Genomic DNA, 21,834 nt, shown 5'->3' with positions numbered 1-21,834 from the left:
GGCGTCAACCAGTTGGTCGAGCCGGTGGACGGGTCGAGGCCTTTTCGTGGACAGACCACGGTGATGGCGATTGACGCCGGGCTGTTGATTGTGTTAATCCGAACGATGGGGAGAGATTTTGAATCATCGCAACACAGCCCTCAGGGTTCCGCGGCGGGGGGTGATCGCTGCACCTCGAAAAAAAGTCCTCATCATCGACGATGACGACGACTTCGGCCGGCGCGCGGCATGGACGCTCGACGGCGCGGGCTTGGTCGCGCGTTTTCACCACGGGCCCCAGGGGAGCTTGCAGGCGATACGGGAGACGGGCTGCGAGGTCGTGTTGCTCGACGTGAATATGCCGCAGCTCGACGGCCCGCGTCTGATGCGCATGATCCGCGAGACCTTCACCGCGCCGCGTGTACGCGTGATCCTGTGCAGCAACATGCACAAGGGCGTCTTGCAGAAGCTTGCGGAGCGCCTCGGGGCCGACGGCGCCATCCAGAAGCCCGAAGACGCGCAGGAGCTCGTCGGCGCGCTGGAAGCCGCGATGCTCGTCGAGCCGTCGAGCCGGGTGCGTATGTCCGCATCCGCGCTCCTCTCGGACCCCCTCGGTGAAGCATCGACCCGGCAAAGCGGCAGCGAAGGTCCCCCTTCCACGAGGAGGAGGACGCCGGACCAGGAAACCGGCAGCTTCGACATCACCATCGAGCCGCCGGACCTCGTGGTGCTCAAGACGCGGAGCGGTGGCGCGAATGGCAGCGGCAAGGCTGCTCTCTCGCAGCTGGAGGAGTGGGCCGGCCCGCGTTCCTATTATCTCATCCTTTTTGATATGTCCGAGACCGTCGCCCTCGATGCAGCGGCGCGGGATCACATGAGCGCGTGGGCCAGGCGCGTGCCGCCCCACGCAATGGCCGCGTTTGGTGCGGACTTCCATATTCAGGTGGTCCTCGAAATGGTCCAGCGTGCGGTGTCGAAGCTCACCGGCAAGCCCCTACACCGACATTTCTCCCGGGACGAAGCCGCGGCGAGGGCGTGGCTCGACAAGGTGCGGTCGGGTCTCCTCCCAGGGAGCTGAGATCCTGGCGCCGCCGCTCGGCCGCTCGGCCCGCGGCGCGTCGACACGATCCGCGCAGAGAAAGACAGAGCATACGAAATGGCCTCCGAGCACCAGCTCCTCATGAGCGATTTCCTCGAGGAATCCGAGCTGCTCCTCGCCTCGTTGGTTCGCTCGCGTGATTCGCTGCGCGCCTGCCCGTCGGATCGAGCCGCCGTGCGTGAGCTCTCCCGCGACGCCCACACGCTGCGAGGCATTCTCTTGATGGTCGATCTGCCGGCGCTCCGGGACCTCGCATACCGGCTCGAGGGGGCCGTGGGTGATCTGCGACGGGACACGAGCCGAAGCCCCGAGGACGCGTTGCGGCTCGTCGACGAGACGGTGCGGGCGCTCTCGGAGGTGCTGCGGGGCACGGCCACACAGAGCAAGAGCCACGCCCCGGCGCGCGCCGAACGTCGGGGGCGCGAGGCCATCCCCCTCGCGGCGCGGCCGCAGACCATCCTCGTCGTGGACGATAGCCGCACCGTGCTCCGCGTCGTGCAGCGCGCGCTCGAGGAAGCGGGGTTTCGCGTGCTCACGGCAAACACATCGGCGGCCGCCGTCGAAGCGCTCGCCGGAGAGCCGCCCGCGCTGATCCTGCTCGACCTGTCCATCGCGGAGCAGGACGCCAGCGCCCTCCTCCGACGGCTCTCGCAAAATGGCGTCTTTCACCGGACGCCCGTCGTTCTTTTTTCCAACCAACCGGATACCTTGCTCCGCGCGACGGCCAAGCGCCTCGGCGCTGCGGGCCATCTGCGCAAGACGGGCGACGCGCGCGCGATCGTCGCAGCGGTCTCCGCGCAGCTCGCAAGACCGGCACGAGCATCGGGGGGACCGTGAGCACGCGTCATGACATCGGGCGGGAAATCGCCGAGCTCAAGCGACGCCTCTATGAGCTCGAGCGCTCCACGTCGGCACACGAAGTCGACGAACCGCTGCCCCTCGCGGGCGAGATCCAGGCGGTCGTTTGTCGGGTCGAGGAGACGCGGGTCGCCTTGCCCCTCGACGTCGTCGAGCGCGCGGTCCCCGCGGCCGCGATGGCGCCCTTGCCCGAAGCGCCTCCGTGGGTGCACGGGCTCTTGAACCTCCGCGGTCGGGCGCTCCCGGTGCTGGACGTGGCGGCCCGGATCGAACGCCGAGGGCGGGCGCTCGACCTTGACGATCAGATCGTCATCTGCCGGCACGCCGAGCAGCGAATCGGCCTCGTCGTGCAGGAAGTGCTGGGCGTGAGCGTGCTCGCGCTGGCAGAGCGCACGAATGCCCCGGGGGCGAGTTTGCCCATCGCGCCTTACGTGCGGGCGACGCTCCGCGACGCCAAGGGGCTCGTGCTCCTCTTCAGCCTGAGCCGCCTCATCGCCACCTCGGACATCCCGCCGCTCGACGAACCTCCCGAGGCTCCGCGCGCGGGGCACGAGGAGATGCCGGGGCGATGAGCGGCGAGGGCGGGCTCGACGCGTTGCTCGACGCGATCGCGCGCGCGAGTGGGCTCTCACCGCGCGACGATTGGGCGGTCCAGGCCTCGCGCGGGCTCGAACACATCGCGGTTCGTCGCGGCACCACGGTCGAGGCGCTGAAGCGGGAACCGGCGACGTGGCCTTCTCTCCTGCCCGAGCTCCTCGACCACCTCACCGTCCGGGAGACGTTTTTTTTTCGGCATCACGGCCATTTCGATTTTCTGGTCGATACGATCCATGCGCGGCTCTCCGCCGATCCGCTCGCGAGCGCGTGTGTGCTCTCGGCTGGCTGCGCGACCGGCGAGGAGCCGTATTCCATTGCCATCGCCGTCCACGCGCGGCTCGGCGCGAGCGCGCTCGCGCGGGTCCGCATTCTCGGGTCGGACATCAGCCCCGAGGCGATCCGCAAGGCGCGCGCCGCCGTCTACGGCGCGTGGGCCTTTCGCGACGCGCCGGCCTGGCTCGCGGCCAGCTATTTTCGGCGCGGAGAAGGGACGAGCGCCGAGGTGGCGGACCTCGTCCGGCGGGCGGTGAACTTCGACGTGGGGCACGTGGTGCACCATGCGGCGACGTTGCCCGCGGCCTCGGTGGACGCCGTGTTTTTCCGGAACGTCGCCATCTACCTCAGCCCGAGCGTGATCGCCGACGCGTATCGCGAGTTTCACCGCGTGCTCCGGCCCGGCGGGCTGCTCATCGTAGCACCTGCCGATCCTCGACCGAACACGGCATTTTTCGTCGAGGTGGGCCACGACAGCACGAGCATCTATCGCTCACGCGCCCCGGGCTTCGAGCCCGACCAGCCCGTGCCATCGAGCCGCCGCGGCCGTGCGCCTCGCTCCTCGCGCGCAGGGCACTCCGCTTCGGGCGCGCGCGCAACCCTCCCCGCGGCAGGGCGGCCGGCGCGCGCGTCGGTCCGCGCAGCCCCGGCGCGATCTACGGCCCCGGCGCGATCTACGGCCCCGGCGCGGCCTGCGACCCCGGCGCCGCCTGCGGCCCCGGCGCCCGCAGACCCTCGTGATGCCGAAGCGGAGGCCTTACGTCGCGCCGATTTGAGCCACCCCGCCGCCGTGCTCACGGTCGTCACGGCGCTGCTCGAGCAGCCCTCGACGGCGCCGATCGGATACATGATCCGGGCCCAGCTCTCGCTGGAGCGAGGCAAACCCGAGGCCGCCGTGGAGGACCTACGGCGAACGTTGTTCTTGCGGCCCGAGCACCGACTCGCACGTTATTGGTACGTCGTTGCGCTGCAGAGAGCCGGTCAGGTCGGGCAGGCCATCACGCAAGGGCGCGCGCTGGAAGCGCTCCTCGTGAATTCCCCAGCCGACGCGCAGCTCGAGGACGGCGAGACCACGGCGGGGCAGCTCCTCGACGCCGTACGGTTCGTCAAGGAAGGACTGTTATGAAAGCACGACAGGAAAACGTCGCGACGCGCGAGGAGATCCTCAAGCGGCGCGCGGAGCGCCTGGCCGGGACGGCGAACGACGACGGGCCTCGCCGGATCGCCGCCCGGGTCGCGCTCGTCGGCGCGGCGACGCAGCGCCTCGGGATCCCGGTCGAGGTGTTACGCGAGATCGTCCCGATCCCCGATATCACCGCGCTGCCGGGCCTCCCGCGCTGGCTGCTCGGCATCACGCACGTCCGCGGCGAGATCGTCGGCGTCGTGGATCTCGCGTCGATCCTCGGCGCGGGCGGAGAGCGCGCGAGCGCCATGGCCGTCGTGGAGGGCGCGGGAGGGCCGCTCGGATTGGCGGTCGAGTCCGTCCTCGGCTTCCGGGACATTCACGAGGACGAACTGTCGGCGCAGATGAAGGCCGATTCGCATCGTCCCATTCAAGCCATGACGAAGGATCTCATCGCGATCATCGACGTCGAGCGACTTCCCGTCGCGCAGGGCGAGGGGGAAAGCCCGGATCTGGCAACCCGGGCGACCACGGATTGAGGAAAGACATGAACTTGACCATACGCGGCAGGATGCTGGCAGGGTTTCTGGCGGTCACCGTACTCTCGGGCGTGCTCGGCATCGTGAGCGTCTACGAGGCGGGAAACCTGCGCAACGTCAGCAGAGACCTCGCGGAGAACACCGTCCCGAGCGTCGATTCGCTCGGCATGTTGAATGCGAATACCTCCGACCTTCGCCTGCTCTACCTCAGCCACATCGACTCGGTAAACGAGGGGGAGATGGGGCGCATCGAGGTCGAGATCAAGACGCAGCAGGACACCATCGACAAGAGAATCCAGGAGTACGAGCGCGCCATCACCGCCGACGACGAGCGGAGACTCCACGACGCGTTCGTCAATGCGCATCGGGCGCACCTCGCAGAAGCCGCGCGTCTCCTCGCGAGGAGCCGTAAAAACGAGAACGAGGAGGCCCGCAAGGACTTTTTCGCAGCGGCGAAGACGCATTACGATACCTCGAACGTCGCGCTCGACGCGCTGCTCGATTACAACCGGCGCGAGGCGACGACCGCGTCCAATCAGGCGCAGGCCACGTACACCGAGGCGCGGAACATGTTGATCCTCGTCATCGGGTTCGTCCTCGCGGTGGCGGTCACGCTCGCCTTCTGGCTCTCGGGGACGATCGCGGCGCCCATCTCACGGCTCGTCGAGGTCTTCCGCAAGATGGCGGCGGGCGACACCGCGGGCGCCTCGGAGGAGCTCAAGCTGGTCGACGTCGCCGCGGGCGGCGCGCAGGCGAACGACGAGGTCGGCACCCTCGTCGGGGCGGCGCGCGAGATGACCGATGGGCTGCGGACCGTGACGAAGAGCATGCGCGAGGGCGTCGCCCGGCTCTCCACGAACGCGACCCAGATCAGCGCCACCGCCAAGGAGTACGCCGGGACGGCGTCCGAGCAGGCCTCGGCGGTGACGGAGGTCAGCACGACCGTGGAGGAGATGAAGCAAACGAGCGAGGCCGCCGCGGCGAGCGCGCGTGAGGTCGCGCAGATCTCGGACGAGGCCGCGAAGAACGGCCACCTCGGCCGCGACAAACTCTTCGAGGCGATGGCGATGATGCAGACGATCAACGAGCGCGTCGCCGGCATCGCGTCCCAGATCCTCCAGCTCTCCGAGCAGACCTCGCAGATCGCGACGATCGTCGACGCGGTGAGTGATCTCGCGGAGCAGAGCAACCTCCTCGCGGTCAACGCGAGCATCGAGGCCGCGAAGGCCGGCGAGCAGGGCCGCGGCTTCTCCGTGGTCGCGTCGGAGGTGCGCAGCCTCGCCGAACAAAGCAAGCGCGCGACCCAGCAGATCCGGGGCATCCTCGCGCAGATCCAGAAGGCGACGCAGAGCGCGGTGATGGCGACCGAGGAGGGCACCAAGCGCTGCGACGACGGGCGCCGCGCGGTCGAGGCGGTGCGCGACATCGTGGAGAACCTGGCCGTGGTGCTGAGCGACAGCTCCGCCCGGGCGCGGCAGATCGCCGGCGCCTCGGCGCAGCAGGCCTCCGGCGTCGCGCAGATCGCTTCGGCGCTCGGCGGCATCTCGAAGGCCGCGCGGGACAACGCCACCGGCGTCCGGCAACTCGAAGGCGCGGTCGTGGACATCGAGCGCCTCACGTTCGACCTCAAAGCCACCAGCGATCGGTTCTAGCCGTGTCTCCAGCGAGAAACGAGGGTCCGAGCGCGCAAGCGAAGAGGCGGGATGAGCCAGAGCGATAACGACGACATTTGGCCGTTGTTCTGCGACGAGGCGACGGAGGCGCTGGAGGATCTCGCGCGGGTCGTCGAGCGCTTCGCGGCGTCGGAGACGCTGGGCGACGCCTGGGCGCTCGAGCGAGCGCTCCGCATCCTCCACAACATCAAGGGGGCGGCGCGTGTCGCGGGCAGCGAGGGCGTCGAGGTGGTCGCGCACGGCCTCGAAGAGGCGCTCGGCGCCTATCGCCAGGAGGGCACGCCGATCGCCGAAGTGGTCATGCGCCTGCGCGACGGGATCGGCCTCATATCGCGTTTTCTGGGGGGAGACACGCCCCTCGATGCCGCGCGTGTCTTCGCGGCCTCCTCGGAGCCGGTGACGGTCTCCGAGCCCACGGTCTCCTCGGATCTTGCCCCCACGAGCGATACCCTGCCGGCGAAGCCGGGCGCCCCCGCGAGCGCGTCGACCACGTTCACGGTGCGCGTCGAAGCGAGCCGCCTCGACGATTTGATGCATTTCGCCGAGGAGTTCCTGGTCGCGCAGGGGCGCAGGCACGTGCGCCACGCCGAGCTCGAGCAATGCCTCCTCGACCTCTCGCAGATCGAGCGAGCTGCCTCGGGGGAGCTGCGCGCGGCCCTCGGGGAGGCGACCCGCAGGCTGGATGCTCTGGTGGAGGCGAACCGGCAGGACGTGCAGCGCGCCGGGCACCTCGTCCGCGATTGGTCGGCCGCCGTCAAGCGCGCCCGCATGCTGCCGCTCGCCGGGGTGGTGCCGCAATGGCGGCGGACGGTGGCGGAGACTGCGCACGCCGTCGGCCGCGAAGCGCGCCTCGTCGCGGACGTGGGGGACATCGAGGTCGACCGGCAGATCCTCGACGGCCTGCGGGATCCGATGATGCACCTCCTGCGCAACGCGGTGGATCACGGCATCGAGCCGCCCGACGTCCGGGAGCGCCAGGGCAAACCACGCATGGGCACGATCCGCGTGCGCGCCCGAGCGCCCGGGATGATGGTCGAGCTCGAGGTGTCCGACGACGGGCGGGGCCTGGATGCGGCCGAGATCGGCCGCCGGGCCGTCGAGCGGGGGCTCTTGTCGCCGGATCGGCTGGCGCGCATGAATGCCACGGAGACCGCCGAGATCGTCTTTTTCGCGGGTTTTTCCACGGCGCCATCGATCAGCCACGTGAGTGGCCGAGGCATGGGCCTCGATATCGTCAAGCAGCGGCTTTCGGAGCTCGGGGGCCACGTCCGCATCGCCGAGCCCACGATGGCCGGGGGCACGTTCCGGATGGAAGTGCCGGCGACGGTGGTCTCGACGAAGGCGCTCCTCGTGCGCACGGCGCGCACCGCTTATGCGCTCCCGACGGCCTACGTGGCGCGCGCGTTTCGGGTGGCTTCCTCCGAGGTGCAGGTCGTCGACGGCGTCGCGGCGGTGCCGGACGCCGAGGGTGAGCCGCTGCGGCTGCGGTGGCTCTCGGCGCTGATGCAGGAGCCCCGACAAACCGACGCGGCCAAACTCCTCGTCGTCGCGCTCTCCGACGGCGCGACGCGCCTTGGCGTCGTGGTGGACGAGGTCCTCGGGGAAGTGGAGTCCGTCGCCAAGGGGCTCCCCTGGAACGTCCCGCGTATTCCGGGCATCGCGGGGGCGATGATCCTGGGGAGCGGCGTCTTGGCCGTCGTCCTCGACGTGCCGCGCCTGCTCGATGTGGCGCGGGGTCGGCAGGGCGAGCGCACGGAGACGGTCCACGCGGCGGAGGCGATGAAGAAACGACGCATTCTGGTGGTCGATGATTCGCTCACGAGCCGGACGCTGGAGCGGAACATCCTGGATGCCGCGGGATACGAGGTGGACACGGCGAACGACGGCGAGGCCGCCTGGCAAGCGCTGCAAGGAGGCGCTTACGATCTGGTCGTCTCGGACGTCCAGATGCCGCGGCTCAATGGCGTGGAGCTGACCCAGCGGATTCGCGCGCATCCCAAGCTCAAGAGCTTGCCGGTGATTCTCGTGACCAGCCTGGATCGGCCGACGGATCTGGCGCAGGGGAGCGCCGCGGGGGCCGACGAATACATCGTCAAGGGCCGCTTCGATCAGCGCAAGTTGCTCGAGGCCGTGGCGCGTCTGATCTGAGGCGGCCCGCCCACGTTCATTTCCCGACCTTTTGCTCGAGATCGTCGAGCTCCTTCTTGTAATTGTCCGTGGTGATCTTGCGCGTCGCCTTGTCCTCGTAATCGGCGGGGACGGCGATGTCGGTGTCCGCGACGGCGCTCGCCTGGGAGGCCGCGCCCGCGGGCGTGCTCTCCTGGCTTCCCGCGCGGCCCTCGCAGCCGAGGAGGACACAAATACCAATCCAGAGCAAATGCTTCATGAATCGCCTACTTTCGCGACTGGATGAACTTCGAATACCGCGCGTTTTCCTGTTCCAGGACCTTCTTGGCCCGCTCGGCCGTGGCCGTGTCGCCGGACTGCTCGGCGAGCTTCTGAATCCGCTCGAGCCGCGCGATACGCTCCGCGTGGTGCTTCATCTCCTGCTGGAGCGCTTCATCCATCGGCTGGCGCTTGAGCGACGCCTCCACCGCGGGGCGCTCCTTGTCGACCTGGGCCTTCCGCCGGGCGGCGCGACCGGTGTCGTCCTCCCTCCGCGGCGCGGCCGGCGCGCCCGCATCCGGCTGCCCCGGGCGGAGCGTGTCCCCGGGCTTCCCCTGCGGCTCACCGGGCGGCCTCCCCTGCGGCTCAACGGGCCTTTCGGGCTCCCCGGGCCTGCGCGCGGCCGCGCCCTGGCCTTCACCGGGCCTGCCGGGCCGACCGCCGTGGGGCGCCGCCTCGATCCCCGGCTTCTGCGGCTGCCCTGCCGCGGGCGGAGTTGATTGCGCCCAAGCACCTCCCGGCACGATTGCCATGAGCGCGGTCCACGTAAAGGCACGTCGTATCTGCCGCATCACCGACCTCCATCCTTGATCCGCGCCAATGCCCAGGCCGCGGAAAGCCTGCTCGAACAGGCGCCCTGACCAACGAACACTCTGCCGCCGCGCCATGAGCCACTCGTGAAGCCGGGATTTGGGATTGTTAACGGCGTGTTCGCCCACGTTTGGCGCGAGCGGACCTTGCGAGGCGCCGACCTCGGTTGTGGTTTGTGGTGGCGCGGATCCACGAAGCGCGCTGGGACGGAGGAAGCTGCCTCCTTATCCCCGCGGGTCCGCGATGGCCTCCGAGAGATCCTCGAACAACATGTCGATTCGATCCTCGTGGGTACGGAAGCAAAGCACGCAGACACGGAGGACGAAGACCTCCTCTCCAAGAGCAGGATCACGCAAGGTCGTCCCCGTCAACATCAGGCGCTTTCGCTGATTGACGCGGGCGAGCACGCGCCGATTGAACGCGTCGAGCTCCGCGGCTTTCATGCCCGGCGGCTCGACGCGAAACGCGAACAAGGACAACGCGGGCTCGGCCACGATACGCACGCCGGGCAGGGCCCCTACCCGCGCCGCCGCGCTTCGCGCGAGATCGAGCTTCTCGTTCAGCGCGTCGCGAAATGCCGACGCGCCGTGGAGCCAGAGCGGCAACCAGATACGAAGACCGCGGGCCGGACGGCTCAATTCGAGGCCGAGGTCGGCGAAATTCCAGTGGTCTTCGTCCTCCTGCGAAGGCGGCAGATACGCGGCCGTCTCGGCAAAGGCAGCACGCAAGGTCGCGAGCTCCTTCACGAGCAGACAGCCGGTTCCATAGGGCAAAAAGAGCCCCTTGTGCGGATCGAGCGCGATGGAGTCCGCCCGCTCGATCCCTGCGAGCGCGGCCCGCCCGCGCTCGGTGAGGAGGAAAAACCCGCCGTACGCCGCATCCACGTGGAGCCATAACCCCTCCGCCGCACAGAAATCGGCCAATGCGGCGAGATCATCCACCGCGCCCACCGGCGTGGAGCCGGCCTGCGCGACGACCAGGAAAGGCCGGCGTCCCGCGGCCCGATCCTCCGCGACGGCCCTGGCAAGGGCGTCGCGCCGCAACCGGAACGATTCGTCCACGGGCAAGACACGCGTGTTCCGCCGCGGAAAACCGGCGACGCGTGCAGCCTTCGAGATCGAGTGATGCCCTCCTTCCGAGGTATAAAGGACGCCCCCGTCGAACGCCTCCCCGAGCTTCGCCTCGCGGGCCGCCACGACGGCGGCGAGGTTCGCGATCGACCCCCCTGAACAAAGCCAGCCCCCCGCGGAAGGACCATATCCCGCGAGCGAGCAGAACCAGCGAATCACGCTGATCTCGAGCTGCACCAATCCGGGCGCAGGCATCCAGAGGCCCGTATAACGATTGGTGATGTCGGCGATGAGATCCGCGAGCGCCGTGCTCGGCAGGCCGCCGCCGGGAATGTACCCGAGATACCCCGGCGAAGCCGCATTCAAGCTGACCGGAAGGGCGCGATCGAAGAGCCTCGCGAGCACGCGCCGGAAGGGCACGCCGCGCTCGGGCATGGGCTCGTCGAAGGCGCGGGCGACCTTGTGGCTGCCGTCGAGCGAATGGGCGGGCTGCTCTTTCAGCCCATCGAGCCACGGCGCGAGCCGATCCATGCAGGCGGAGACGAGGTCGCGGAGCTCGTCGCCTCCGATCTCGAGCGGCGCCGGGTGTCTGAAGGGGCGAGGCATGGGCCCCTTCTAACCCAGAACGGCGGCAAACGGAGCGCAGGTCTCGGGGAAACGAGCGAGCACGGGGAGCTAACGCGTGCGAACGCTCACCAGCACGCCTCCTGGCGCATCCACGACTCGAGGAGCCCGGGCTGATCGCCCTGCCCCCGATAGTACTCGGCATTCAAGCACATCACCAGGGCTTTACGTTCGAAGAGGGAGAGGTCGGTCACGCCCAACGGCATCTTCTGGTGATTCACGACGTACCAGCTCATCAGCGTCCCGCCCTTGGGTTGCATCCGGATCCCGCTCGGATAATTCAGCTCCCCCCGCCGGTCCCCATCGTGGCACGTGGCGCATTGCATGGCTTCTCCGAGCCGCGCGAGCCGCTCCGGTTTGACCAGCCCGGCGGAGCAATCCGCGAGAAATTCCGGTGTTCGCAGCGGAGAGGTGCGGGGCCCCATCGGCGGCCCGTAGGCCGCTCGCGTGAATCCGTCGAGATCGATGGCGCCGTAGCTCGCCATTCTCTTGTTGATCGTGTTCAACGCCGCTCCGAAGCGCTCCTGGTCGAACTTCAGGGGGTCGGGGGTGATGGGAAGGGTGGCCTGCTTATGACAGGCGTAACAGTTCTCGGCGAGCCCGGTTTCCTTCAATCGCGTGCTGATCTCGATCCGTTCGCCGTCGCGTTTCCGCCAGAAGTCCTTCATTCTCGCGCGTGGCCTCCTCAGCGCCTCGCCCGTTCCCGCCTCCGTCTTCTGGACGGCCACGACCGAGACGCCCTTGGGCAACTCGCGGGCAGGATCGTGCTGGAGCCCGAACTGGATGTGCTGGTCGAAGTCTTGGCGCGGAACGTAGATGAAGAACCGACCGAGCGCGCCCGTTCCGTCGGGCGTGGGCAAATGCTGTGATTCGTAGATGAAAGCGACCCATTCGAATGGCGGTTCGAGAACCGTCTCGTTGATCTGGTCGATGTATCTCAGCGCGCTCGCCAGGGATTCGTCGTCGTTGGTGTCGAGCCATCGGAGAAATTGCTGGTCCTTCAGGGCTTCCGGGAGTTCCAACATCTCGGGGTACGGCATCTCGGAGAAGTACTTCTCGTCCGGAATCGAAGCGCCGAGCAGGTGGCCGGTGGTCAACTTCTCCCGCGTCACCGCTTCGAAGAAGCTCGAGAAGTTCCTCATGCATTTCTTGGCGGCCGGAACCGCCTCGAGTTGCAGATTGCAGCGGCGTAGCTGCGCGCCGATCTCGAGGAGGATCTCGTCACGGAGATTGCTGGCAAAGAAGGTATCGGTCATTCGTTTGTGCCAGTCGCGCCAGCCGGGGAGGTCGGTGGGGCAAGGGGGGACCGCAGCCGGATGGACCGCCAAGCATAGAATCCCCCAGGGTAGCCATCGCATCGTCCGCCCCTCCAAGTGCCCCGATGGATCCATTGAGGCGGCGCGAGCGCTTCAGGTAGCCCACCACGCGGCAAGCGTGGGGCGGGTTCGGTCAGGGTTCGCGGAGTCCGACGACCGTGATGCGCCCCATTTCGCCCGCGCTCACGATTTCCAGTCCGGCATTCCCATCCATGTTCCCGAGCGCCACGGCAGCAGGCGTATCCCCCAGCGGAAGCTCCCAGTGCTTGGGCGGGCTGCCGGGGGCACCCAGGAGAATCACGGAGAGCGTCTTGTCCTCTGCGTTGGCCGTGACCAGATCGGGAAAACCGTCCCGATCGACATCGCCGACGGCCAGAGACACCGGACCACGACCGGTCGCATGACGGGTGACCTCGCCGAGCTTGCCATCTCCTTCGCCGCGCAGCACGGCAACCTCATTTTCGTAGGCCGGAATCAGGGCCACGTCGAGGCGCCCGTCGCGATTGGCGTCGAGCAACTCGAGGTCCTTCCAATACTTCCAGGCGACTGGATGTTTCAGCGGCGGCGCAGCGAGTCGCCCGGTACCGTCGTTGAGAAACACGGCCACGCTCCACGTCGCGACCCCCTCGCCCGGCGCCTCGTACATTTCGGCCACGATATCGACCGTGCCGTCGCCGTTCATGTCCCCCGCAGCGAGATTCCTGAGGGTATACTCGCCCCGGTGCTCGACGGGCGGCGCAAAGGTGCCATCCCCGCGACCGAACAGGAGCACGAGCGGAGCATCCCCCTCGACGGAGCTGCTTCCCACGACGATGTCCCGATGCCCGTCCGCGTTCCAATCCCCCACTTCGACCCCGTTCACCTTCTCGTTGGGTGCCACGACTCGCGGCGCTCCGAAGCCCTCCTCCCCCTGACCGAGCAGCACGTCGACCGACCTCATTCCGTCCGCCCCGCGGGTCATCACCACGAGGTCGAGGCGATGATCCTCATTGAAATCGGCGATCCGCAGACCCGTACCGCTATTGTCGGAGATCCGGTACGACCGCGGCTGCGACAAGGCGCCCGATCCTCGGTTCAGCAGCACGCTGACCCCATAGAGCGGCGGGTTGCCCCCGTGGGCGAGCACCACGTCGAGCTCCCCGTCTCCGTCGATGTCCCCGAGCTGCATGCCACGAACCGACAGGGGCTCGGGAGAAATGGTATAAATCGGAACGAGGGAAAACGAGAGCGCGAGCAGGGAGGCATGCATGACCCGAATCCTTTTGGTTCCCAGGGATCCCCATCGAAGAAGGCTCAGGGCGCAAGCGCCATAACAAACATCTCGATGGGCCCCTCGAATTCGTGCAAAGTCGTGGGATCCACGCGCGAGCCCACGAGCGCAATCCTGCCCCGGCAATTCACTGCGAGATCACGCACGGTCTCCGATTTGGCGCCACCGACACGCTTGGACCAGCGCACCTCCCCCGTTTGGCCGAGCTTCACGAGATAGGCGTCCGTGCCGCCCCCGCTCGTCAGCGTGTCGCCGAAGCCCTCGAGGGTGCCATCGAATTCCCCTGCGAGGACCACATTGCCGGCGCCGTCGGCCGCGATTCGTCGAGGCAAGCCGAGGCGATGGCGCAAGGGACGGCCGGCGGGATCGAGCACGACCACGAAGTGCTCGAAGCCATTCCGGGCGGCGATGGGGCCGGCACCGAGATCAGCGATCTGCTCGAATCCCCCCGTGAGCCATGTATTCCCCAACCCATCGACGGCCACCGCGTGTCCCTCGTCGAATTCAGGACCGCCAAACCGACGGATCCAGCGCGGCTGCCCGCGCGCATCGAACCGCGCCGCGAAGGCGTCCGTAGCCCCTGCGCCCGCACCTTCGATTCCGTCGAGCGAGAGCACGGACCGCATCGACCCCGCGAGAACGACGTCGCCGTCCGGCGCGGCCGCGACGTCCCTCAGATCATTGTCGCTCGATCCCGAGATCGGCCGAGCAAAAACGGTGTTCCCCGCGCGGCCGATCTTCGCGAGAAATCCCTCCCCGTACACGCCCAGCCGACCGAGGCCGAGGTCGAGATCTCGCCCCTCGTAATGTCCGACGAGGAGGAGGGAGCCTTCCCGGTCGACCGCCGCCGCGTTCACGACCTGATAGTCGCCGCCGCCATAGGTGCGGGAAAAGCGCTGCTTGCCCGTGGAATCCAGCGCTATCACGTCAAACCCACTCCCCCAGAGACCATGGCTGCCCACGAGCCAGATGCCTCCCGCCTCGTCCACCGCGAGGGCGGCGAATCGCTCGTCCTCCTGGCTGCCAAAACGCACGCTCCAGACGGTCGCGCCCGCGGGATCGAGCTTGGCAACGAACAGGTCGTGGCCGCCGGCCGCGACGAGGGGGCCACCGCCTAGATCGACGGTATTGCGGAAGGTGCCCGCCACAAGGGTGTTGCCCGCCGCGTCCACTCCCACGCCGAGCCCGATGTCACGCAGGATCGTATCCACGACGAAGCTGCGCGTAAACACCTCCGCGCCCGTGACCGGACCGTCTTCCGGACAAACGACCGAGGTCATGGGAGCCTCCACCGTCCCAGGCTCGCCCTCCGAGCAGCTTCCCAGGGAGACTGCGGCACATCCGATGATCATGGCGGGTGCAAAGCGCTGCATGGCATCCTCCGTCACGGAGAGAGCTTGGTGATGAATGCGTCGGACGGCTCCTGGCCGACGAGCGGCTCGCCCCCGAAATCGAGCGTCCCCCGGAAGCTGCCGATCACGAGGGTATTGCCTTGCGGGTCCACGGCGAGGCTGCTCGCCGCCTGGAACTCGTCGTCGCCATACCCGTGGCGCCAGAGGACGGTGCCGTCCGACGTGAGCTTGGCGAGAAAAACGTCGTCGCCCGATGCTTCGAGCGGAACGTCCCCGAGGTGCAGCGTGCCCCGGAAGCCGCCCCCGAGCCGCAGCTCCCCGCTCGCGTCGACTGCAAGCAATGGGCGATGGGTCGAGCCCTGGAAGCCACGCGCGAAGAGCGTGCGTCCCTGGGGATCGAGCTTCGCGAGATACAGGGAGGGCTCGGTCGCGGAGAGGGGTGCGTCGCGGAGATCGAGCTCACCACGAAAGAGGCCGGCCAGGAATGCGTTTCCTTCGACGTCGAGGGCGAGGTCGGGAGCCGTATCGTGCCGCGATCCGCCAAAACGAAGGCCATGGAGGAGCGTGCCCGCTTCGGTGAATTTCGCGACGAACACGTCCGTGTCCCCGGCGCTCTCGCGCCGGCCGTCGCCGAGATCGATGCTATCGTAAAAGGAGCCCGCGATCACCACGTGCCCCTCCCGGTCCACGGCAACAGCGCGCACGTATTGCGGGTTCATGCCGGGAAGACCCTTGCTCCAGGTGATGTTTCCCTGCGGATCGAGGCGGGCGAGAAATATGTTCCCCGCGCCGGAAAATGCGTTCGTGCCGAGCACCATGGTGCCGCGGAAAACGCCGGCAAGGACGACATTGCCCCGGGGATCGACGGCGAGGCTCGTCACCGAAGCCCTCAGCGTGGCCGAAAAGGTGCGCGCCCATGCGGTCTTTCCGTCGGGCGTGAGCGCGAGGACGAACGCGTCGCCGCTGGAGCCGAGGGGGCCCGCGCCGAAATCGGTCGTGCCGAGCAGCCTGCCGCCGACGAAGACGTGGCCCCCGGCACCCACGGCCATGCCCTTGGGGCCCTCGATCAGCGCGTTGTCGAAACGTACGCCGAACCGGGTTCGCCCCTGCGGATCGAGGCCGGCGACGAAGAGCCGCCCCTCGCCCGTGGGCGATACAATGGGCCCGAGGCCGAGATCGAGGGTCCCTCCCGCATCCCCAGCGATCACGATCTCATCTGCGGGCCCTACGGCCACCGCGCTCCCGTGCGTGTATGCAGCAGGATCCCCGAAGGCGCGGGCCCAGACGACCTCGCCGCGGCCCGCAGTCGGCAGGAGGGCATTGCCGTGGACCGCCATTCCGGTGTCGAGGACGCCCTCCCCGCAGCCGACGCCCCCCAGGGCGCCCGCAGCAAACGTCAGGATGCGCAGTCCCCCCCGCATGCTCCTGTCCCCCCCATGCCCACGGCGGCGCGGGCACGTGGGCCATTGCAAGGCACGCGCCCTCGCCACGCGCGCGCACGGGGCCCATGTACGCATCGTCTTTCGCGCCGTTGCGGTTTCCCTGGGAAGAGCGATTCGGCGCAGAATCCGTGATTCGAGCTCCCGGCAATCTTGACGGTGTTCCCCGGCCGGGTACTCTTGTGAGGATCCGTCGATCCCGCCCTCCGCTGAACCAATTCACCCCGAGCAGATTCCCGTATGAGGCCGAATGCGCTGAGGCCCGTTGCCGCCGCTTGTGCCGTCGTTCCTCTCTTCTCCGCACGCACGTTGGGCGTGGCGGCCTGTGGGAGGGCCTGAGCATGCAAGCCCCCGGCCCCCATCTACTGCAGTTCCTCAACGGCGTTCGAACCCTCGGATTCCTCGATTTCGTGGGGAGGCAGTGGCGCCAGCACGGGGACGTGTTCCAGGTGCGCATCGGTCGGCGCACGCTGGTCTTCGCGATGCACCCTGACGCGGTGGAGCGCATCAGCGTCAGCCATCGGCAGAAGTACGAAAAACTCGGCAGCTACGACGCGGTGCGAAAGTACCTGATCGGCAACGGCATCGTCGCGAGCAACGGGGATCTCTGGCGTCGGCAGCGCAAATTGATGGCGCCTTTCTACACACCGAAGGGCGTCCAGGCGTACGCGGAGCTGATGATTCGCGATGGCGCACGCCTCTTGGAGCGCTGGGAGGCGCTCGCCAGCAAGGGCACCGAGGTGGAGATCGCCGAGGAGATGACCAATGTCACCGCCTCCATCATTCTGAAGGCGATGTTCAGCACGGAGACGATGGAGTCGATCCACCAGATGAAGGACGCGGTGGAGACGATGCTCTCGTTCGTCAACGACCCGATGGCGGGTCCGACGCTCCCCATGTGGCTGCCCACCTCGAAAAATCGCAAGTACCTCGCGGCGCGGGAGATGGTGCATCGCTCGATCCGCGCGCTCATCGTGCAGCGACGCGGCACCGACGAGGCGCAGTGGCCCGATGACCTCCTTTCGCGGCTGATGAAGGCGCGCGATGACGAGACCGGCCAGGCGATGTCGGAGAGTTTGCTACGCGACGAGTCGATGACCACGTTCTTCGCGGGGCACGAGACCACCGCGCGCACCGTGACGTTTGCTTGGTACGCGCTCGCGACGAACCCGAACGTGACCGAGCGCCTGCACGAGGAGCTCGATCGCGTGCTCGGCGGACGGATGCCGACCGCGAACGAGCTGCGGCAGCTCCCGTACACGCTGCAGGTGATCAAGGAGGTGCTGCGGCTCTACCCGGCGGGTCCCTCGTTGGCCTGCGTATTCCTCGAGTGCAGAGCGTTCTACGACGTGACAAACGGACGGGCTCTGCCTTATAGGGGAGCATGCCGAAAATTCTGCCTACACTCGTCGCCGCCGACCATGAACACAACGGCGCTCGTGTCACGCCAGACCGCACCCTGCTCGATCCGGTCTGTGGTTTCTGCGGGCGAGGAATCAACCCTGTTCGCGTCGTCGAGGGCTCTTTCTTCGCGGAACACCTGCCCATGCTCGATCCTATGTCCCGCTCTGCGAACGGGCTCACGAGGTACGATGTCGAGACGGTCGACAAAATGTGCGGCCGCCTCGCGGCGTTCCTCGAACACGCCCCGCCCGGGACGCTCTGGCAGGCGGACACGGTCCAGACGAGCCGGAAACCGAAGCAGGTCCGGAACGAGCCCGAGCCCTTCGGCCCCCTTCACCACGCCAAGGCCGAAACCGAGGTGTTCGCGAAGGTGCTCGAGGCGAAGGAGCGCTGGCTCGACGCCGTCGCCGCTTTTCTTCGAGGGGAGGACGAGCGGCTCGCGGTCGCCGCGGTGAAGCACCTGTCCTTGCGTGGACCGTACCCGCCGGCGTGGACATTCAACCCCGCAGTGCCCGTGCCGGAGGAAGCCATCGCGGCGTACGAGGCTTTCCGCGCGGGCAAAGCCGAGCGTTACCAGGGCGCCGACGCGGCCGGCGAAGCGGGGCGGTTCTCGCTCCTGCTCGAGGCGTGGGCCGACCGGCGTGCAAGCGTCGCCGATGAAGCCGTGCAACAACTCTGGGACGCGATCACGGGGAATGGTGGCCTGAACGAGAGCCTTCGCGGCCTGCCGATCGAGGTGTTGACGCAAGCGTTCGAGCAAATCGATCGTGAAATCGCGTCGCTCGAGGCAGGCACCGCCGCAACGACGAAGCTCGATTGGCGCAAGTCCCTTTTGCCTCGGCACCAAAAACTGGCCGACTGCTTCCGCACGCTCCTGGCAACCAAGAAGCCCGCGGCCAAGAAGGCGCCCGCGAAGAAGGCGCCCGCAAAGAAGGCGCCTGCAAAGAAGGCGACCGCAAAGAAGGCGCCTGCAAAGAAGGCGACCGCGAAATCCAAGACGCGCTGATTGATGGCGTAGGCCATTCAACCGAGCACCAAGCTCTCGCGCACCTGGGTTCTATCCTCACCACGTGGAGAACCCGGAGCCCGTCGGGGAGGTCGCCGAGGCATCGTCCACGACAGGGAGGATGCGGCCGAGCCCCTCGGCTTGCTCGATCTCGGCTTTGAACTCCACGGGCTCCCTGGGTGATGCGCCAGGGTGTCATCTCGTGACAGGCGCTTGCCCGTCACCTTGCGAGCCCGGTCTCCCGTGCGAGCCTGGAACGTACTCGCGGACACGTAAAGACAAATACCTATCCGCGACAACGTAGACGAAGCAACGGACCTCGCTGGCAACCTCGGTGCGTTCGTCGACGAGGCCGCCCCCCTTCGTGATCGAGCCTGGCGTCTTTGATATCGAAGGCGGCGAGCCCGTGATCGAAGTCCCCTCCCTCCGACTTCGAAGGCGGCGAGCCCGTGATCGAAGTCCCCTCCCTCCGACTTCGAAGGCGGCGAGCCCGTGATCGAAGTCCCCTCCCTCCGACTTCGAAGGCGGCGAGCCCGTGATCGAAGTCCCCTCCCTCCGACTTCGAAGGCGGCGAGCCCGTGATCGAAGTCCCCTCCCTCCGACTTCGAAGGCGGCGAGCCCGTGATCGAAGTCCCCTCCCTCCGACTTCGAAGGCGGCGAGCCCGTGATCGAAGTCCCCTCCCTCCGACTTCGAAGGCGGCGAGCCCGTGATCGAAGTCTCCTCCCTCCGACTTCGAAGGCGGCGAGCCCGTGATCGAAGTCTCCTCCCTCCGACTTCGAAGGCTGTACTCTTCGACCTCCGCCGCTACGCAGCCTTCCTGAACCTCGGAAGCCAAACGCGAACCGCGAGGCGCCGACCACGTCGCGCAGGCGGTCGAGCGGCTCGAAGGTGTGAACATGAACATGATCGTGCGGCGTAACACGCGCCGATCACGCGACAAGCCACGCCGCTCGTCGCGTGACGAGGTCGCGCCAGGGGGGCGCGCCGGCCGCCCCCGACGGCGAGGCCATCTCCACGGGCTTATGCGCATCTCGACCGGCCCCGACGCGAACCCCTCCCCGGCCCTCGCGCTCCCCGCGATCGCCGCCCTCGCGCTCGGCTTGCGCAGACGCCACAGGTGCTGACGCAGCCGAGATCGACTGTACCTACAGCCTGGCGGGTGACGAGCCATTCGTCATTTCGGCACCGTCACCTGACAGCTATCCTGAGGTCCGATCCACGCGAGAATGTTGACCCATAGCTGCTCGATCTCGGGCAGCGATTGCCATTCGCTGTCGTACTCGATCCACTCGTCGCCCCACACCACGGCCCGGCCCTTGCCCCGCTCGTGCGCGAATGCCACGGGCCCGGCCGAGATGCTCCCGATCGCCGCGCTCGTGCCGCTGCTCCCGCCGAGGTCCTTGACCAGGTACCCGCCTTGGAACGTCACCGACGAGAGCCCCGCGGTCACCGGATGCGCCGCGAACATCGTCACTGGCTCGGAGTGCAGACCGGGCTGGTACTCGAGCCCGAACGGGGCGAGCAGCGTGTTCGTGTAGAAATCAGGTGCCGCGTCGGTATATCCCGTCATCGAGACGAACCCACCCCGCATCTCCACCCACGCCGTGAGGGCGTTCGCTTCCTCGGCCGTGTACGTTCGAGCCAGCCGATCGAAGATGATGACGTCGTACTTATCGAGGAACGCAGCGTCGAAGACCTCCGCGGGCGTCTGGTGCGTCCGCTCCACGCTCGTGCCTCGTGCCGCGAGCCAGGCCTGGAAGTTCGAGGAGGGCTTACTCCCCGGGCTGCCGACGATGCCGAGCCGCAAGCAATCGCAGATCCCATCCTTCCCCACATCCACGTCATCGACACGGCCGTTGCAATCGTCGTCCTTGCCGTCGCACACCGTCTCGACCGCGCTCACCGGCGTGCACGACCCGCCCCCGGAGCCGCTCGGGAAGACGATGCCTCCTTCGCCTCCCGCGCCGCCGCCGCCCGCGTTCATGCCTCCGTTCCCGCCCGCGCTCGAGCTCGATCCCCCCGCACCGCCCCCTTGCCCCCCGGGGCTGGTCGTCGCCCCGTTTTCGCCCCCCGAGCAGTGGACGAGCCCCACGATAAACAACCCCATGCACAAGATACGCTTCATCATGCGGCGATCGTCGACGGCATCGACCGGCATGTCAATCAGGACGAATGAACCAGATCGCGAAACCCATCTGGACCCTGCTCCGGCACCCCGCCGAGCTCCAGCGCCTGCGCGACGACCCCCGGCCCTGCTCGAGATCTCCCGCTGGGAGCCCGGCTCCGGCCCTTGCCTCCTCGGCGATGACAATCTCTCGGATCGCGACCCGAGGACACTCCCCATGCGCCTGCTTCGGTGATCCCCGTTTCGACGGTTCGGCGCTGCGGAGCGTCGGGCAGTATTCTACGATGGATCGACGCACAGAACGAACCCCCGGATTTTTCCGGGGGTTCGTTCATGCAGATTGTCTATGGTGGGGGGAGCTCCCTGGCCACGCGACGCTTCGTCACGAGAGGCAATTCGCGTCCCCTCGTGTATCCGCGCCCAACGCGCTCGACATGACGCGACGCAAGGGCTCGATGGCGGCGCTCGCCAGGCGCTTCAGGGCAGGTCGGAGGGAAACGGCTGGGCCGTGACGGTCGTCCCGGCGCGCATGTAAAGAAGATCGAACCGACGCCGGGTGAACCGGAATCCGCTCGCCGTCCGCACGTAGTCATCGCTGTAGACGCCGCCCACATAGGTGTCGACGCTCTCCTTCACGCCGAATTCGGTCAGGTACCAGCGCCCCGTGGCCCGCTGGGGGTGCGTATCCGGCACGAGCTCGACGGTGCCGGAGTGGACCGCCTGCACGATACCGCTCCAAAGGCTCAGGATGTCGGTCAGGAACGTGATGATGTTGGCGCGACCGACGATGTGCTGGAAGCCGGTGATGTCGAGCACCGCATCCGGCGTGAAGAGGTGGTGCATTTCATTCATCGCCTTGCGGTTCACGAGATCAGCGAACCTGGCGACGAGGTCGTGAATCTCGAGCTTTTGCCTGATCTGAGCTTTTCCGGACATGGGTCACCTCATGACATCGAATGTTGACACCAATCCCGCAGGCGCCGACGCGCATGACAACCCGCGCGGTCATGCACCATTCACAACAGGGTCAACGCGCGCGAGATATCGATAGGATAGCACCGTCCATGGCGCACGCGAAATAGGAATTCCGCAGTCCGGACATTGTTTGAC

At 67.6% G+C, this 21,834-nt stretch carries 17 protein-coding genes and 1 pseudogene; 9 read left to right on the top strand and 9 right to left on the bottom strand.

Annotated features, from left to right (window positions below; translation table 11 throughout):
• Positions 1-160: 160 nt before the first annotated feature.
• The 7 genes from POL67_RS16650 to POL67_RS16620 all read left to right on the top strand — a co-directional run bounded on the left by POL67_RS16650 (position 161) and on the right by POL67_RS16620 (position 8,289).
• Entirely contained in the window at positions 161-1,057 is an 897-nt protein-coding gene (locus POL67_RS16650) for a response regulator (RefSeq protein WP_271918347.1), read from the top strand.
• Positions 1,058-1,135: 78 nt separating this feature from the next.
• Complete coding sequence (locus POL67_RS16645; protein ID WP_271918346.1) at positions 1,136-1,915, top strand: response regulator; 780 nt, start codon at positions 1,136-1,138, stop codon at positions 1,913-1,915.
• Positions 1,912-2,508: a chemotaxis protein CheW gene (locus POL67_RS16640; protein ID WP_271918345.1), complete on the top strand. Its 597-nt coding sequence runs from the start codon at positions 1,912-1,914 to the stop codon at positions 2,506-2,508. The genes POL67_RS16645 and POL67_RS16640 overlap by 4 nt, the downstream gene beginning before the upstream one ends.
• Positions 2,505-3,932: a CheR family methyltransferase gene (locus POL67_RS16635; protein WP_271918344.1), complete on the top strand. Its 1,428-nt coding sequence runs from the start codon at positions 2,505-2,507 to the stop codon at positions 3,930-3,932. The genes POL67_RS16640 and POL67_RS16635 overlap by 4 nt, the downstream gene beginning before the upstream one ends.
• Positions 3,929-4,468 (top strand): chemotaxis protein CheW, encoded by a 540-nt coding sequence (locus POL67_RS16630; RefSeq protein ID WP_271918343.1) that lies wholly within the window; start codon positions 3,929-3,931, stop codon positions 4,466-4,468. The genes POL67_RS16635 and POL67_RS16630 overlap by 4 nt, the downstream gene beginning before the upstream one ends.
• Positions 4,469-4,476: 8 nt before the next feature.
• Positions 4,477-6,120: a methyl-accepting chemotaxis protein gene (locus POL67_RS16625; RefSeq protein WP_271918342.1), complete on the top strand. Its 1,644-nt coding sequence runs from the start codon at positions 4,477-4,479 to the stop codon at positions 6,118-6,120.
• A gap of 51 nt (positions 6,121-6,171) precedes the next feature.
• Complete coding sequence (locus tag POL67_RS16620; RefSeq protein WP_271918341.1) at positions 6,172-8,289, top strand: hybrid sensor histidine kinase/response regulator; 2,118 nt, start codon at positions 6,172-6,174, stop codon at positions 8,287-8,289.
• A 16-nt stretch (positions 8,290-8,305) separates the two neighbouring features.
• Here the strand turns inward: POL67_RS16620 and POL67_RS16615 are convergent, their stop codons facing one another.
• The 7 genes from POL67_RS16615 to POL67_RS16585 all read right to left on the bottom strand — a co-directional run bounded on the left by POL67_RS16615 (position 8,306) and on the right by POL67_RS16585 (position 16,170).
• Positions 8,306-8,527 carry a hypothetical protein gene (locus POL67_RS16615; protein WP_271918340.1) on the bottom strand — a complete coding sequence of 74 codons (222 nt, stop codon included), beginning with the start codon at positions 8,525-8,527 and terminating at the stop codon, positions 8,306-8,308.
• A 7-nt stretch (positions 8,528-8,534) separates the two neighbouring features.
• Positions 8,535-9,059, bottom strand: coding sequence for a hypothetical protein (locus tag POL67_RS16610; RefSeq protein WP_271918339.1), 525 nt, complete (start codon positions 9,057-9,059; stop codon positions 8,535-8,537).
• Positions 9,060-9,341: 282 nt separating this feature from the next.
• On the bottom strand, positions 9,342-10,793 hold the full coding sequence (locus tag POL67_RS16605; RefSeq protein WP_271918338.1) for a pyridoxal phosphate-dependent decarboxylase family protein: 1,452 nt from the start codon (positions 10,791-10,793) through the stop codon (positions 9,342-9,344).
• Between the two features lie 86 nt (positions 10,794-10,879).
• A complete protein-coding gene (locus POL67_RS16600) occupies positions 10,880-12,139 on the bottom strand; it encodes a hypothetical protein (protein WP_271918337.1) in 1,260 nt (419 codons plus the stop codon).
• Positions 12,140-12,260: 121 nt separating this feature from the next.
• Positions 12,261-13,376 carry an FG-GAP repeat domain-containing protein gene (locus POL67_RS16595; protein WP_271918336.1) on the bottom strand — a complete coding sequence of 372 codons (1,116 nt, stop codon included), beginning with the start codon at positions 13,374-13,376 and terminating at the stop codon, positions 12,261-12,263.
• A 44-nt stretch (positions 13,377-13,420) separates the two neighbouring features.
• A complete protein-coding gene (locus POL67_RS16590) occupies positions 13,421-14,677 on the bottom strand; it encodes a ligand-binding sensor domain-containing protein (protein WP_271918335.1) in 1,257 nt (418 codons plus the stop codon).
• 104 nt (positions 14,678-14,781) lie between these two features.
• Entirely contained in the window at positions 14,782-16,170 is a 1,389-nt protein-coding gene (locus tag POL67_RS16585) for a hypothetical protein (protein WP_271918334.1), read from the bottom strand.
• An 86-nt stretch (positions 16,171-16,256) separates the two neighbouring features.
• Between POL67_RS16585 and POL67_RS54225 the strand changes: the two are divergent.
• Positions 16,257-17,438: pseudogene (locus POL67_RS54225) on the top strand (cytochrome P450); the annotation flags it as partial.
• Positions 17,439-17,746: 308 nt separating this feature from the next.
• Complete coding sequence (locus POL67_RS16575) at positions 17,747-18,598, top strand: hypothetical protein (protein WP_271918332.1); 852 nt, start codon at positions 17,747-17,749, stop codon at positions 18,596-18,598.
• A gap of 1,175 nt (positions 18,599-19,773) precedes the next feature.
• On the opposite strand, the gene POL67_RS16570 is transcribed toward POL67_RS16575, so the two are convergent.
• The gene (locus tag POL67_RS16570; protein WP_271918331.1) at positions 19,774-20,727 is read right to left on the bottom strand and encodes a type 1 glutamine amidotransferase family protein; all 954 of its coding nucleotides are present in this window, start codon (positions 20,725-20,727) and stop codon (positions 19,774-19,776) included.
• Positions 20,728-21,201: 474 nt separating this feature from the next.
• Positions 21,202-21,660: a nuclear transport factor 2 family protein gene (locus tag POL67_RS16565; protein WP_271918330.1), complete on the bottom strand. Its 459-nt coding sequence runs from the start codon at positions 21,658-21,660 to the stop codon at positions 21,202-21,204.
• Positions 21,661-21,834 lie beyond the last annotated feature (174 nt).

This window comes from Polyangium mundeleinium (assembly GCF_028369105.1).
GTDB lineage: Bacteria > Myxococcota_A > Polyangia > Polyangiales > Polyangiaceae > Polyangium > Polyangium mundeleinium.
Note: the sequence above shows the minus strand (reverse complement) of the source record. Positions and strands in the feature narration are given on the sequence as shown.